This is a genomic window from Streptomyces sp. NPDC001393 (assembly GCF_053597455.1).
The window spans coordinates 1-14073 of record NZ_JBSFIH010000102.1; the positions used below are offsets into that span (position 1 = coordinate 1).

The 14073-nt window shown below is 70.3% G+C and carries 14 protein-coding genes; 13 read left to right on the plus strand and 1 reads right to left on the minus strand.

The genetic code is table 11. The annotated features are described in order from the left end of the window. Positions 1 to 59: 59 nt before the first annotated feature. On the minus strand, positions 60 to 563 hold the full coding sequence (gene bldD, locus ACWC2T_RS44480) for a transcriptional regulator BldD (protein WP_014671524.1): 504 nt from the start codon (positions 561 to 563) through the stop codon (positions 60 to 62). 253 nt (positions 564 to 816) lie between these two features. Here bldD and pyrR point away from each other — a divergent pair, with 253 nt between their 5' ends. From pyrR to ACWC2T_RS44545, 13 genes are all read left to right on the plus strand, one after another. Then, positions 817 to 1395 carry a bifunctional pyr operon transcriptional regulator/uracil phosphoribosyltransferase PyrR gene (pyrR, locus tag ACWC2T_RS44485; protein ID WP_450675996.1) on the plus strand — a complete coding sequence of 193 codons (579 nt, stop codon included), beginning with the start codon at positions 817 to 819 and terminating at the stop codon, positions 1393 to 1395. Positions 1396 to 1486: 91 nt separating this feature from the next. After that, positions 1487 to 2467, plus strand: coding sequence for an aspartate carbamoyltransferase catalytic subunit (locus tag ACWC2T_RS44490; RefSeq protein ID WP_450675997.1), 981 nt, complete (start codon positions 1487 to 1489; stop codon positions 2465 to 2467). Between the two features lie 5 nt (positions 2468 to 2472). Next, the gene (locus ACWC2T_RS44495) at positions 2473 to 3759 is read left to right on the plus strand and encodes a dihydroorotase (protein ID WP_450675998.1); all 1287 of its coding nucleotides are present in this window, start codon (positions 2473 to 2475) and stop codon (positions 3757 to 3759) included. Then, positions 3756 to 4316, plus strand: a complete 561-nt coding sequence (locus ACWC2T_RS44500) for a PH-like domain-containing protein (RefSeq protein WP_450675999.1) — start codon at positions 3756 to 3758, stop codon at positions 4314 to 4316. The genes ACWC2T_RS44495 and ACWC2T_RS44500 overlap by 4 nt, the downstream gene beginning before the upstream one ends. Then, positions 4313 to 5455, plus strand: a complete 1143-nt coding sequence (gene carA / locus ACWC2T_RS44505) for a glutamine-hydrolyzing carbamoyl-phosphate synthase small subunit (protein ID WP_450676000.1) — start codon at positions 4313 to 4315, stop codon at positions 5453 to 5455. The genes ACWC2T_RS44500 and carA overlap by 4 nt, the downstream gene beginning before the upstream one ends. After that, entirely contained in the window at positions 5448 to 8756 is a 3309-nt protein-coding gene (carB, locus tag ACWC2T_RS44510; RefSeq protein WP_450676001.1) for a carbamoyl-phosphate synthase large subunit, read from the plus strand. Before carA ends, carB begins: the two co-directional genes overlap by 8 nt. Positions 8757 to 8810: 54 nt before the next feature. Next, entirely contained in the window at positions 8811 to 9917 is a 1107-nt protein-coding gene (locus ACWC2T_RS44515) for a quinone-dependent dihydroorotate dehydrogenase (protein ID WP_450676002.1), read from the plus strand. Next, on the plus strand, positions 9914 to 10759 hold the full coding sequence (pyrF, locus tag ACWC2T_RS44520) for an orotidine-5'-phosphate decarboxylase (RefSeq protein ID WP_450676003.1): 846 nt from the start codon (positions 9914 to 9916) through the stop codon (positions 10757 to 10759). Before ACWC2T_RS44515 ends, pyrF begins: the two co-directional genes overlap by 4 nt. Positions 10760 to 11026: 267 nt before the next feature. Further along, positions 11027 to 11350, plus strand: coding sequence for an integration host factor (locus tag ACWC2T_RS44525; RefSeq protein ID WP_003977346.1), 324 nt, complete (start codon positions 11027 to 11029; stop codon positions 11348 to 11350). Positions 11351 to 11409: 59 nt separating this feature from the next. Further along, positions 11410 to 11967, plus strand: coding sequence for a guanylate kinase (gmk, locus tag ACWC2T_RS44530; RefSeq protein WP_388756303.1), 558 nt, complete (start codon positions 11410 to 11412; stop codon positions 11965 to 11967). Between the two features lie 52 nt (positions 11968 to 12019). Beyond that, positions 12020 to 12292, plus strand: coding sequence for a DNA-directed RNA polymerase subunit omega (rpoZ, locus tag ACWC2T_RS44535; protein ID WP_003982715.1), 273 nt, complete (start codon positions 12020 to 12022; stop codon positions 12290 to 12292). A gap of 100 nt (positions 12293 to 12392) precedes the next feature. After that, positions 12393 to 13595 (plus strand): bifunctional phosphopantothenoylcysteine decarboxylase/phosphopantothenate--cysteine ligase CoaBC, encoded by a 1203-nt coding sequence (gene coaBC, locus ACWC2T_RS44540; protein WP_450676005.1) that lies wholly within the window; start codon positions 12393 to 12395, stop codon positions 13593 to 13595. Between the two features lie 274 nt (positions 13596 to 13869). Beyond that, positions 13870 to 14073, plus strand: a 204-nt coding sequence (locus tag ACWC2T_RS44545; protein WP_450676004.1) for an S-adenosylmethionine synthetase N-terminal domain-containing protein, incomplete at its 3' end; no start/stop codon positions are given.

Genomic DNA, 14073 nt, shown 5'->3' on the forward strand with positions numbered 1-14073 from the left:
GGCCGGAACCGTGAAGTTCCGGCCACCCCGGCGGCACGTTTCTGCTCAGGCGCTGGAGGTCATGCCTCTTCGTGCGTCGCCACCGCGCGGCGCGCGTCCGCGTCGAGGACGCCCCAGCTGATCAGCTGCTCGGTGAGGACCGAGGGGGACTGGTCGTAGATGACGGCGAGTGTGCGCAGGTCGTCCTGGCGGATGGAGAGCACCTTGCCGTTGTAGTCACCGCGCTGGGACTGGATCGTGGCCGCGTAGCGCTGCAGGGGGCCCGCCTTCTCGGCCGGCACGGTGGCCAGCCGCTCCAGGTCCAGGACCAGCTTCGGCGGCGGCTCGGCGGCGCCGCCCGGCGTGGTGCCCGGCAGCAGCTCCTGCACCGGAACGCCATAGAAATCGGCCAGCTCGGCGAGTCGCTGCACGGTCACCGCACGGTCGCCGCGCTCGTAGGACCCGACCACCACGGCCTTCCAGCGACCCTGTGACTTCTCCTCGACACCGTGGAGGGAAAGGCCCTGCTGGGTGCGGATGGCCCGGAGCTTGGCCCCGAGCTGTTTGGCGTATTCGCTGGACATATAGCTCCCCGGACACTGTGTCGACGCGGCCGGAGGGTGTTCCCGCCGCGCGGCTGGTAACTCACTGTGAGGTTACGCAGCGTGACTCTCCTGCGTCAAGCCGAATGGTCCACCCCGACTCTTCCGTGGTAGTGGCGGCCCCTTACGCCAGGGGGGTGATCGGGGGCCTCCCCGTGACCTGCTAGGGTGGATGGCGCAAATCAGGCGTCCTTTAAGGTCCGTCCCGTGAGGCGGAGAAGGAGGTCCTTTTCGTATGGACAAGCAGGACTCACACGCGACCCCGCATTCCGATGCGCGGCCCGTTCTCGAAGGCCCCGACATCGCGCGGGTGCTGACCCGTATCGCCCACGAGATCGTCGAGCGCGCCAAGGGCGCCGACGACGTGGTGCTCCTCGGCATTCCGACCCGGGGCGTCTTCCTCGCCCAGCGGCTCGCCGTCAAACTGGAGCAGATCACCGACCGCAAGATCCCGGTCGGCTCGCTCGACATCACCATGTACCGCGACGACCTGCGCATGCACCCGCCGCGTGCGCTGGCCCGCACCGAGATCCCCGGTGACGGCCTGGACGGCAAGCTGGTCGTCCTCGTGGACGACGTGCTCTTCTCGGGCCGCACCATCCGCGCCGCCCTCGACGCCCTGAACGACATCGGGCGCCCCCGCGCGGTGCAGCTCGCGGTCCTGGTCGACCGCGGCCATCGCGAACTGCCCATCCGCGCCGACTACGTCGGCAAGAACCTCCCCACGTCGCTGCGGGAGACGGTCAAGGTCCAGCTCGCCGAGGAGGACGGTCGTGACACCGTGCTGCTCGGTGTGAAGCAGACCGGCCAGTAGCAAGTCAGGCGCCGGGCCGCTTCGGCATGCCCGTACCCGCGCCGGTTTGCACCGATCCTCCCGACCTGAACTGCCTTACGGAGCCTGACAGATGCAGCGTCATCTCATCTCGGCCGCCGACCTCACCCGCGACGACGCCGTCCTGATCCTCGACACCGCCGAGGAGATGGCCCGGGTCGCCGACCGGCCGATCAAGAAGCTGCCGACCCTGCGCGGCCGCACGATCGTCAACCTCTTCTTCGAGGACTCCACCCGCACGCGGATCTCCTTCGAGGCCGCCGAGAAGCGCCTGTCCGCCGACGTCATCAACTTCTCCGCCAAGGGCTCGAGTGTCTCCAAGGGCGAGTCCCTGAAGGACACCGCCCAGACCCTGGAGGCCATGGGCGTCGACGCCGTCGTCATCCGGCACGGCGCCTCGGGAGCCCCGTACCGCCTGGCGAACTCCGGCTGGATCGACGCGGCGGTCATCAACGCCGGCGACGGCACCCACCAGCACCCCACCCAGGCCCTCCTGGACGCCTTCACCATGCGCCGCCGGCTGATCGGACGGGACGCCGGGCTCGGCCAGGACCTGTCCGGCAGGCGCATCACCATCGTCGGCGACATCCTGCACAGCCGGGTCGCCCGCTCCAACGTGGACCTGCTGCACACCCTCGGCGCCGAGGTCACCCTGGTCGCCCCGCCCACCCTGGTGCCGGTCGGCGTCGAGACCTGGCCGTGCGAGGTGGCGTACGACCTCGACAGCGCGCTGCCCAAGTGCGACGCCGTGATGATGCTCCGCGTCCAGCGCGAGCGGATGAACGCCGCCTTCTTCCCGACCGAGCGCGAGTACTCCCGCCGCTACGGCCTCGACGGCGACCGCATGGCCAGGCTGCCCGAGCACGCCATCGTGATGCACCCCGGCCCGATGGTGCGCGGCATGGAGATCACCGCCGAGGTCGCCGACTCCGACCGCTGCACCGCCGTCGAGCAGGTCGCCAACGGCGTCTCCATCCGGATGGCCGTGCTGTACCTGCTGCTCGGCGGAAACGAGCCTGCCGTCACCCACGCCCGCACCAACGAGGAGAAGTAAGACCCATGAGCAAGATCCTGATCCGTGGTGCGAAGGTGCTCGGCGGCGAGCCGCAGGACGTGCTGATCGACGGGGAGACGATCGCCGAGGTCGGTTCCGGTCTCAGCGCCGAGGGCGCGGAGGTCGTCGAGGCCGGCGGCAAGGTGCTGCTGCCCGGCCTGGTCGACCTGCACACCCACCTGCGCGAGCCGGGCCGCGAGGACTCCGAGACGGTGCTGACCGGCACCCGCGCGGCCGCGTCCGGCGGCTACACCGCCGTCTTCGCCATGGCCAACACCTTCCCGGTCGCCGACACGGCCGGCGTGGTCGAGCAGGTCTACCGGCTCGGGCAGGAGCACGGCTACTGCGACGTGCAGCCCATCGGCGCCGTCACCGTCGGCCTCGAGGGCAAGAAGCTCGCCGAGCTGGGCGCCATGCACGAGTCGGCCGCCGGGGTCACCGTCTTCTCGGACGACGGCAAGTGCGTGGACGACGCGGTGATCATGCGCCGTGCGCTGGAGTACGTGAAGGCCTTCGGCGGAGTCGTCGCCCAGCACGCGCAGGAGCCCAGGCTGACCGAGGGCGCCCAGATGAACGAGGGCGTCGTCTCCGCCGAGCTGGGCCTGGGCGGCTGGCCGGCCGTCGCCGAGGAGTCGATCATCGCGCGGGACGTGCTGCTCGCCGAGCACGTCGGCTCCCGCGTCCACATCTGCCACCTGTCGACCGCCGGGTCCGTGGAGATCGTCCGCTGGGCCAAGTCCCGCGGCATCGACGTCACCGCCGAGGTCACCCCGCACCACCTGCTGCTCACCGACGAGCTGGTGCGCACGTACAACCCCGTCTACAAGGTCAACCCGCCGCTGCGCACCGAGCGCGACGTGCACGCCCTGCGCGCGGCCCTGGCCGACGGCACGATCGACATCGTCGCCACCGACCACGCCCCGCACCCGCACGAGGACAAGGACTGCGAGTGGGCCGCGGCCGCCATGGGCATGGTGGGCCTGGAGACCGCGTTGTCAGTGGTCCAGGAGACCATGGTCGACACGGGCCTGCTGGACTGGGCCGGCGTAGCCGACCGGATGTCCGTCAAGCCCGCGCAGATCGGACAGGCCACCGGGCACGGCCGTCCCGTCTCGGCTGGTGAGCCCGCCAACCTCACCCTCGTCGACACGGAATACCGTGGCCAGGTGGACCCCGCGGGCTTCGCCTCGCGCAGCCGCAACACCCCCTACCAGGGACGTGAGCTGCCGGGCCGTGTGACGCACACGTGGCTGCGGGGCAAGGCCACGCTCGTCGACGGGAAGCTCACGTGACACCTGTAATCCTGCTGGCCGGGGCGGAGAAGTCGGCCCCGGTCACCGACTGGCCGGCCCGCATCGGCTGGCTCGTCGGACTCCTGCTCTTCATCGCGCTCGTCTACTGGCTGATGCGCGAGGGCTGGAAGTGGCGCGGCACCCTGCAGAGCGACCTGCCCGCACCGCCCAGCGCGCCGGAGCAGACCGGCCCGGCGAGACTTGAGCTGAGCGGCCGCTACCACGGCTCGACCACCGCGGGGCAGTGGCTGGACCGCATCGTGGCCCACGGCCTGGGCACCCGCAGCCGGGCCGAGCTCACCCTGACCGACCAAGGGCTGGAGGTCGAGCGTCCCGGAGCGAGCGACTTCTTCATCCCCACCGCCGCGCTGCGGGGCGCCCGGCTCGACAAGGGCATCGCCGGCAAGGTCCTCACCGAGGGCGGACTGCTGGTGGTGACCTGGGCGCTCGGCGACAAGCTGATCGACTCCGGCTTCCGCTCCGACCACGCGGCCGAGCACACCGAGTGGGTCGACACCCTGAACCACCTGATCAACGACACGGAAGGCGCACGATGACGACCTCCACAAGGGGAGCCTCCAGGGTTCCCGCCGTACTCGTCCTGGAGGACGGCCGCATCTTCCGCGGCCGTGCCTACGGGGCCGTGGGGGAGACCTTCGGCGAGGCCGTGTTCTCCACCGGTATGACCGGCTACCAGGAGACCCTGACCGACCCGTCGTACGACCGGCAGATCGTCGTCGCGACCGCCCCGCAGATCGGCAACACCGGCTGGAACGACGAGGACGACGAGTCGAGCCGCATCTGGGTCTCCGGCTACGTCGTGCGCGACCCCGCGCGCGTGCCGTCCAACTGGCGGGCCAAGCGCTCCCTGGACGACGAGCTGGAGCGGCAGGGCGTGGTCGGCATCTCCGGCATCGACACCCGGGCCCTCACCCGCCACCTGCGCGAACGCGGCTCGATGCGCGCCGGCGTCTTCTCCGGAGAGGCAATCACGGCCGAGTCCGAGCTCCTCGCGCGCGTGCAGGCCCAGCCGCACATGAAGGGCGCGAGCCTCTACGAGGAGGTCGCGACCAAGGAGGCGTACGTCGTCCCGGCGATCGGCGAGAAGAAGTTCACCGTCGCGGCGATCGACCTCGGCATCAAGGGCATGACCCCGCACCGCATGGCCGAGCGCGGCATCGAGGTGCACGTGCTGCCCGCGACCGCCACGGCCGACGAGGTCTACGCCGTCGAACCGGACGGCGTGTTCTTCTCCAACGGCCCCGGCGACCCGGCCACGGCCGATGGCCCGGTGGCTCTCATGACGGCCGTCCTGGAGCGGAAGACGCCCCTGTTCGGCATCTGCTTCGGCAACCAGATCCTCGGCCGCGCCCTCGGCTTCGGCACCTACAAGCTGAAGTACGGCCACCGGGGCATCAACCAGCCGGTCCAGGACCGTACGACCGGCAAGGTCGAGGTCACCGCGCACAACCACGGATTCGCCGTGGACGCGCCGCTCGACAAGATCAGCGACACCAGGTTCGGCCGCGCCGAGGTCTCGCACGTCTGCCTGAACGACAACGTCGTGGAGGGGCTGCAGCTGCTCGACCAGCCGGCCTTCTCCGTCCAGTACCACCCCGAAGCGGCAGCGGGTCCGCACGACGCCGCCTACCTGTTCGACCGCTTCGTTTCCCTGATGGAGGGCCAGCGTGCCTAAGCGCACCGATATCCAGTCCGTCCTGGTCATCGGCTCCGGCCCGATCGTCATCGGCCAGGCCGCCGAGTTCGACTACTCCGGCACCCAGGCGTGCCGCGTGCTCAAGGCCGAGGGGCTGCGCGTCGTCCTCGTCAACTCCAACCCGGCGACGATCATGACCGACCCGGAGATCGCCGACGCGACGTACGTCGAGCCGATCACCCCGGACTTCGTCGAGAAGATCATCGCCAAGGAGCGCCCCGACGCCCTGCTGCCCACCCTGGGCGGCCAGACGGCCCTGAACACCGCGATCTCGCTGCACGAGAACGGCGTCCTGGCCAAGTACGGCGTGGAGCTGATCGGCGCCAAGCCCGAGGCGATCCACAAGGGCGAGGACCGCGACCTGTTCAAGGCCGTCGTGGACGCCGTCAACGCCAAGATCGGGCACGGCGAGTCCGCCCGCTCGGTGATCTGCCACTCCATGGACGACGTCCTGAGCGGCGTCGAGCAGCTCGGCGGCTACCCGGTCGTCGTCCGCCCGTCCTTCACCATGGGCGGCGCCGGCTCCGGCTTCGCCCACGACGAGGAGGAACTGCGCCGCATCGCCGGACAGGGCCTCACGCTCTCCCCGACCACCGAGGTGCTCCTGGAGGAGTCCATCCTTGGCTGGAAGGAGTACGAGCTGGAGCTGATGCGCGACAAGCACGACAACGTCGTGGTCGTATGCTCCATCGAGAACTTCGACCCCATGGGTGTGCACACCGGTGACTCCATCACCGTCGCGCCCGCGATGACGCTGACCGACCGCGAGTACCAGATCCTGCGCGACATCGGCATCGCCGTCATCCGCGAGGTCGGCGTCGACACCGGCGGCTGCAACATCCAGTTCGCGGTGAACCCCGAGGACGGTCGCGTGATCGTCATCGAGATGAACCCGCGCGTGTCGCGTTCTTCGGCGCTGGCGTCGAAGGCGACCGGCTTCCCGATCGCCAAGATCGCCGCAAAGCTGGCCGTCGGCTACACGCTGGACGAGATCCCGAACGACATCACCCAGGAGACCCCGGCCTCCTTCGAGCCCACGCTCGACTACGTGGTCGTCAAGGCTCCCCGCTTCGCCTTCGAGAAGTTCCCGCAGGCCGACTCCACGCTGACCACCACCATGAAGTCGGTCGGCGAGGCCATGGCCATCGGGCGCAACTTCCCCGAGGCCTTCCAGAAGGCGCTGCGCTCGCTGGAGAAGAAGGGCAGCCAGTTCGCCTTCACCGGAGTGCCCGGTGACAAGTCGCTGCTCCTGGAGGAGTCCCGCCGTCCCACCGACGGCCGGATCAACACGGTCATGCAAGCCATCCGCGCGGGTGCCACGCCGGAGGAGATCTTCCAGTACACGAAGATCGACCCGTGGTTCGTGGACCAGCTGTTCCTGATCAAGGAGATCGCGGACGAGCTGGCCGAGGCCTCCGAGCTGACCGCCGAGCTGCTCGCCGAGGCCAAGCGGCACGGCTTCTCCGACCAGCAGATCGGTGAGATCCGCGGGCTGCGCGAGGACGTCGTGCGCGAGGTCCGGCACGCACTCGGCATCCGCCCGGTCTACAAGACGGTCGACACCTGCGCCGCCGAGTTCGCCGCGAGGACGCCGTACTTCTACTCGGCCTACGACGAGGAGACCGAGGTCGCGACCCGCGAGAAGCCGGCCGTCATCATCCTGGGCTCCGGCCCGAACCGCATCGGCCAGGGCATCGAGTTCGACTACTCCTGTGTCCACGCCTCCTTCGCGCTGAGCGACGCGGGCTACGAGACCGTGATGGTCAACTGCAACCCGGAGACCGTCTCCACCGACTACGACACCTCCGACCGGCTGTACTTCGAGCCGCTCACGCTGGAGGACGTGCTGGAGATCGTCCACGCCGAGCAGCAGGCCGGCCCGGTCGCGGGCGTGATCGTGCAGCTGGGCGGCCAGACCCCGCTCGGCCTGTCGCAGGCCCTGAAGGACAACGGCGTGCCGATCGTCGGAACGTCTCCCGAGGCCATCCACGCGGCCGAGGACCGCGGCGCCTTCGGCCGCGTCCTCGCCGAGGCGGGCCTGCCGGCGCCGAAGCACGGCACGGCCACCACCTTCGAGGGGGCCAAGGCCATCGCCGACGAGATCGGCTACCCGGTCCTGGTCCGGCCGTCGTACGTGCTCGGCGGGCGCGGCATGGAGATCGTCTACGACGAGACCCGCCTCGCCGCCTACATCGCCGAGTCGACCGAGATCAGCCCGTCCCGGCCGGTCCTGGTCGACCGCTTCCTGGACGACGCGATCGAGATCGACGTCGACGCGCTCTACGACGGCGAGGAGCTGTACCTCGGCGGCGTGATGGAGCACATCGAGGAGGCCGGCATCCACTCCGGCGACTCGGCGTGCGCCCTGCCCCCGATCACCCTCGGCGGCTTCGACATCAAGCGGCTCCGCACCTCGACGGAGGCCATCGCCAAGGGTGTCGGTGTGCGCGGTCTGATCAACATCCAGTTCGCGATGGCCGGCGACATCCTGTACGTCCTGGAGGCCAACCCGCGCGCCTCCCGTACGGTCCCCTTCACCTCGAAGGCGACCGCGGTGCCGCTGGCCAAGGCCGCCGCCCGGATCTCGCTGGGCGCGACCATCGCCGAGCTGCGCGCCGAGGGCCTGCTGCCGAGGACGGGCGACGGCGGCGAGCTGCCGCTGGACGCGCCGATCTCGGTCAAGGAGGCCGTCATGCCGTGGTCGCGCTTCCGCGACATCCAGGGCCGCGGCGTCGACACCGTCCTCGGCCCGGAGATGCGCTCCACCGGCGAGGTCATGGGCATCGACTCCGTCTTCGGCACGGCGTACGCCAAGTCGCAGGCGGGCGCCTACGGCCCGCTGCCCACCAAGGGCCGCGCGTTCATCTCCGTCGCCAACCGCGACAAGCGCTCGATGATCTTCCCGGCGCGCGAGCTGGTCGCCCACGGCTTCGACCTGCTCGCCACCTCCGGCACCGCCGAGGTCCTCAAGCGCAACGGCATCAACGCCACCGTCGTCCGCAAGCAGTCCGAGGGCACCGGCCCGAACGGCGAGAAGACGATCGTCCAGCTGATCCACGACGGCGAGGTCGACCTGATCGTCAACACCCCGTACGGCACCGGCGGCCGCCTCGACGGCTACGACATCCGTACGGCGGCCGTCGCCCGGTCCGTGCCGTGCCTGACGACCGTCCAGGCGCTCGCCGCGGCCGTGCAGGGCATCGACGCCCTCAACCACGGTGACGTGGGCGTCCGCTCGCTCCAGGAACACGCGGAACACCTGACCGCGGCCCGCGACTAGCAGCCCTGAGGGGGACACCGGAAACGGTGTCCCCCTCTTCACGAGGACACGTACATGTACAAGCTTTTCTTCCGTCTGGTTTTCACCCGGATGGACCCGGAGCAGGCGCACCACCTCGCGTTCCGGTGGATCCGTCTCGCGGCGCGCATCCCCGGCTTGCGCACCTTCCTCGCGGCCGCCCTCGCGCCCCGCCACAAGGAGCTGCGCACTCAGGCCTTCGGGCTGCGCATGCACGGCCCCTTCGGGCTCGCCGCCGGCTTCGACAAGAACGCCGTCGCGATCGACGGCATGTCCATGCTGGGCTTCGACCACGTCGAGATCGGCACCGTCACCGGCGAGCCGCAGCCCGGCAACCCCAGGAAGCGGCTGTTCCGCCTCGTCGCGGACCGCGCGCTGATCAACCGGATGGGCTTCAACAACGACGGCTCGCTGGCCGTCGCCGCCCGCCTCGCGACCCGGGAGCCGGTCTTCAGGACGGTCGTCGGTGTCAACATCGGCAAGACCAAGGTCGTCCCCGAGGCGGAGGCCGTCGGCGACTACGTGAAGTCGGCCGAGCGGCTCGCGCCGTACGCGGACTACCTGGTGGTCAACGTCTCCTCGCCGAACACGCCCGGCCTGCGCAATCTGCAGGCGACCGAGGCGCTGCGCCCGCTGCTGACCGCCGTCCGCGAGGCCGCCGACCGCACGGTCGCCAACCGGCGCGTACCGCTGCTGGTGAAGATCGCCCCGGATCTCGCCGACGAGGACATCGACGCCGTGGCCGACCTGGCCGTGGAGCTGGGCCTGGACGGCATCATCGCGACCAACACGACCATCGCACGCGAGGGCCTCGGCCTGAAGTCCTCGCCCTCGCTGGTGCAGGAGACGGGCGGCCTGTCCGGCGCGCCGCTCAAGGCGCGCTCCCTGGAGGTCCTGCGCCGCCTGTACGCGCGCGTGGGCGACCGGATCACCCTCGTGGGCGTGGGCGGGATCGAGACCGCCGAGGACGCCTGGCAGCGCATCCTGGCCGGTGCCACGCTGGTGCAGGGCTACAGCGCCTTCATCTACGAGGGCCCCTTCTGGTCCCGCAGCATCCACAAGGGCCTCGCCGCGCGCCTGCGCACCAGCCCGTACGCCACCCTCGCCGACGCGGTCGGCGCCGACGTGAGGAAGCCCGCATGAGCCCGATGGAGCCCTTCGGTGCCCGCCTGCGCCGCGCCATGGACGAGCGCGGCCCGCTGTGCGTCGGCATCGACCCGCACGCCTCCCTGCTCGCCGAGTGGGGCCTGAACGACGACGTGGCCGGTCTGGAGCGGTTCAGCCGCACGGTCGTCGAGGCGGTGGCCGACCGGGTCGCCGTGATGAAGCCGCAGAGCGCCTTCTTCGAGCGCTTCGGCTCGCGCGGCGTCGCCGTGCTGGAGAAGACCGTCCAGGAGGCGCGCGCGGCCGGCACCCTCGTCGTGATGGACGCCAAGCGCGGCGACATCGGCTCGACCATGGCCGGGTACGCCGAGGCCTACCTGCGCAAGGACGCCCCGCTGTTCTCCGACGCCCTGACCGTCTCGCCGTACCTGGGCTACGGCTCGCTCAGCCCGGCCGTCGCGCTGGCCCGGGAGAGCGGCGCGGGCCTGTTCGTGCTGGCGCTGACCTCCAACCCGGAGGGCCCCGAGGTCCAGCACGCGGTCCGGGCCGACGGTCGCAGCGTGGGCGCGACCATGCTGGCCCACCTGGCCGCCGAGAACGCGGGGGAGGAGCCGCTGGGCTCCTTCGGCGCGGTCGTGGGCGCGACGGTCGGTGACCTGTCGTCGTACGACCTGGCCATCAACGGCCCGCTCCTCGCGCCCGGCGTCGGGGCGCAGGGGGCGACCGCGGCCGACCTGCCGAAGGTGTTCGGGGCGGCCGTGCGCAATGTCGTGCCGAACGTCAGCCGGGGTGTGCTGCGGCACGGTCCCGACGTGGGGGCCCTGCGCGCCTCCGCGGAGCGCTTCGCGGAGGCGGTCCAGGCCGCCGTCGCGGGTGCCTGAGCCCTCCGAAGGGTCCTCGGAGAGCGGCGGGGCGGCGACTTGAGTGTGAATACATCCTCAAATCGGGGGCATTATGTCTGAAATGTCCGACCTGGCGGAGGCTGACCAGGACTTTTCCGCTGTTCTCGCTGACTCTGGCGGCCTTGACCGCTAGTCTCCGAGCAGAGTGAACGGGCGAAGCGTGTTGCTCGTAGCTCCCCAGGTGTGGGGCGACTAGGTTCCTCACCGGTCCGTATCCGACAGTTCGACATCCGAGGTGACGTAGGCGTGGCTCTTCCGCCCCTTACCCCCGAACAGCGCGCAGCCGCGCTCGAAAAGGCCGCCGCGGCTCGCCGGGAGCGGGCCGAGGTCAAGAATCGACTCAAGCACTCCGGCGCCTCCCTGCACGAGGTCATCAAGCAGGGCCAGGAGAACGACGTCATCGGCAAGATGAAGGTCTCCGCACTGCTCGAGTCGCTGCCCGGCGTGGGCAAGGTCCGCGCCAAGCAGATCATGGAGCGTCTGGGCATCTCCGAGAGCCGCCGCGTGCGCGGTCTCGGTTCCAACCAGATCGCTTCCCTGGAGCGTGAGTTCGGCAGCACCGGCTCCTGATCCGGGCCCTGCCGGACCGGGAGTCCCGGGCACTCCGGGATTGCTGGAATAATCGCTGCATGAGTGAACGTCCGCGGCTGACCGTGCTCTCCGGCCCCTCGGGGGTCGGCAAGAGCACGGTCGTCGCCCATATGCGCAAGGAACACCCAGAAGTCTGGCTCTCGGTGTCGGCCACCACCCGCAGGCCGCGGCCCGGCGAGAAGCACGGAGTCCACTACTTCTTCGTCACTGACGACGAGATGGACAAGCTGATCGCCAACGGCGAGCTGCTGGAGTGGGCCGAGTTCGCCGGCAACCGCTACGGCACGCCCCGCGCGGCCGTGCTGGAGCGGCTGGAGAAGGGCGAGCCGGTGCTGCTGGAGATCGATCTCCAGGGCGCCCGGCAGGTCCGGGAGTCGATGTCCGACGCCCGGCTGGTGTTCCTGGCTCCTCCCTCCTGGGAGGAGCTGGTGCGCAGGCTGACCGGCCGGGGCACCGAGCCGCCCGAGGTCATCGAGCGCCGCCTTCAGGCGGCCAGGACCGAGCTGGCGGCCGAGCCGGAGTTCGACACGACCTTGGTCAACACCTCCGTCGAGGACGTGGCGCGCGAGCTGCTAGCCTTGATGGATGTTGTGTGATCACGAGCGTGTGATCATGAATGATCTTTTCCCACCCATCGGAAGGTAGAGCGTGTCCTCTTCCATCACCGCGCCCGAGGGCATCATCAACCCGCCGATCGACGAGCTTCTCGAGGCCACCGACTCGAAGTACAGCCTCGTGATCTACGCGGCCAAGCGTGCCCGCCAGATCAACGCGTACTACTCGCAGCTCGGCGAGGGCCTCCTCGAGTACGTCGGTCCGCTCGTCGACACCCACGTCCACGAGAAGCCGCTCTCGATCGCCCTGCGTGAGATCAACGCGGGTCTGCTGACGTCCGAGGCCGTCGAGGGCCCGGCGCAGTAGTACTTTCAGATCGCGTCGCGACTTATCCACAGGCCCGGCAGCACATAGCCGGGCCTGTGGTGTGTGATGGAGTCGTACAGTGCCGAGCCGGGGAGAGATGGTGGACAAGCCGAGGGTGGTCCTGGGGGTCAGCGGCGGCATCGCCGCCTACAAGGCCTGTGAGCTGCTGAGAAGGTTCACGGAGTCGGGCCACGACGTCCGCGTGGTGCCCACCGCCTCCGCGCTGCACTTCGTCGGAGCCCCCACCTGGTCCGCCCTGTCCGGCAACCCCGTCTCCACCGAGGTCTGGGACGACGTCCAGGAGGTCCCGCACGTCCGCATCGGCCAGCACGCCGACCTGGTGGTCGTCGCACCCGCCACCGCCGACATGCTCGCCAAGGCCGCGCACGGCCTCGCCGACGACCTGCTGACCAACACGCTGCTGACCGCCCGCTGCCCGGTCGTCTTCGCGCCCGCCATGCACACCGAGATGTGGGAGCACCCGGCTACCCAGGAGAACGTGGCCACGCTGCGCCGCCGCGGTGCCGTCGTCATCGAGCCCGCGATCGGCCGGCTCACCGGCGTCGACACCGGCAAGGGCCGGCTGCCCGACCCGGTGGAGATCTTCGAGGTCTGCCGCCGGGTGCTGGCCCGCGGCGTCACCGAGCCCGACCTCGAAGGGCGGCACGTCGTCGTCTCCGCCGGCGGCACCCGCGAGCCCCTCGACCCGGTCCGCTTCCTCGGCAACCGCTCCTCCGGCAAGCAGGGCTACGCCCTCGCCCGCACCGCCGCCGCCCGCGGTGCCCGGGTCACGCTGATCGCGGCCAACACCGGCCTGCCCGACCCGGCGGGCGTGGACGTCGTACCGGTCGGCACGGCCGTGCAGCTGCGCGAGGCCGTCCTGAAGGCCGCGGCGGACGCCGACGCCGTGGTCATGGCCGCCGCCGTCGCCGACTTCCGCCCTGCGGCCTACGCCACCGGCAAGATCAAGAAGAAGGACGGCCAGGACCCCGACCCGATCGTCCTGGTGCGCAATCCGGACATCCTCGCGGAGATCTCGGCCGAGCGCGCCCGCCCCGGTCAGGTGATCGTCGGCTTCGCCGCCGAGACCGACGACGTCCTCGCCAACGGCCGCACCAAGCTCGCCCGCAAGGGCTGCGACCTGCTCGTGGTCAACGAGGTGGGGGAGCACAGAACGTTCGGCTCCGAGGAGAACGAGGCCGTGGTGCTGGGCACCGACGGCAGCGAGACGCCCGTGCCCCACGGCCCCAAGGAAGCCCTGGCCGACACCGTCTGGGACTTGGTCGTACGGCGGCTCGGCTGACGCGCCGGCGCGCCCCCGGCGGGTCCCGGCCGGATCGCGAGGGCCCGTTGACGGCGCGCTCGAAGACCGATCAAATCGGGTGTGGCGACCCTGGCCAAGGCCGCCCGGCATTGTGCAGAATGCCCGTGCCGCAGGTCACAGCGCTCCCGAGAGGCGAGACACGTGCCCCATCGGCCGAGTGCGACCGATAAACTGTTCACGGTCGACGCCGGGCGCAGCCCCGCGCGTCGCCGCAAATGATCAGCCAGCAGCCGCTGCAACCACAGGGAGCGTTGTGTCCCGTCGCCTGTTCACCTCGGAGTCCGTGACCGAGGGTCACCCCGACAAGATCGCTGACCAGATCAGCGACACCATTCTCGACGCGCTTCTGCGTGAGGACCCGACCTCCCGGGTCGCCGTCGAGACGCTGATCACCACCGGCCTGGTGCATGTGGCCGGCGAGGTGACGACCAAGGCCTACGCGGACATCGCGACCCTG

Coding starts and splice junctions, on each gene's coding strand:
- bldD (WP_014671524.1), bottom strand. CDS start 563: ATGTCCAGCGAATACGCCAAACAGCTCGGGGCCAAGCTCCGGGCCATC.
- pyrR (WP_450675996.1), top strand. CDS start 817: ATGGACAAGCAGGACTCACACGCGACCCCGCATTCCGATGCGCGGCCC.
- ACWC2T_RS44490 (WP_450675997.1), top strand. CDS start 1,487: ATGCAGCGTCATCTCATCTCGGCCGCCGACCTCACCCGCGACGACGCC.
- ACWC2T_RS44495 (WP_450675998.1), top strand. CDS start 2,473: ATGAGCAAGATCCTGATCCGTGGTGCGAAGGTGCTCGGCGGCGAGCCG.
- carA (WP_450676000.1), top strand. CDS start 4,313: ATGACGACCTCCACAAGGGGAGCCTCCAGGGTTCCCGCCGTACTCGTC.
- ACWC2T_RS44515 (WP_450676002.1), top strand. CDS start 8,811: ATGTACAAGCTTTTCTTCCGTCTGGTTTTCACCCGGATGGACCCGGAG.
- pyrF (WP_450676003.1), top strand. CDS start 9,914: ATGAGCCCGATGGAGCCCTTCGGTGCCCGCCTGCGCCGCGCCATGGAC.
- gmk (WP_388756303.1), top strand. CDS start 11,410: ATGAGTGAACGTCCGCGGCTGACCGTGCTCTCCGGCCCCTCGGGGGTC.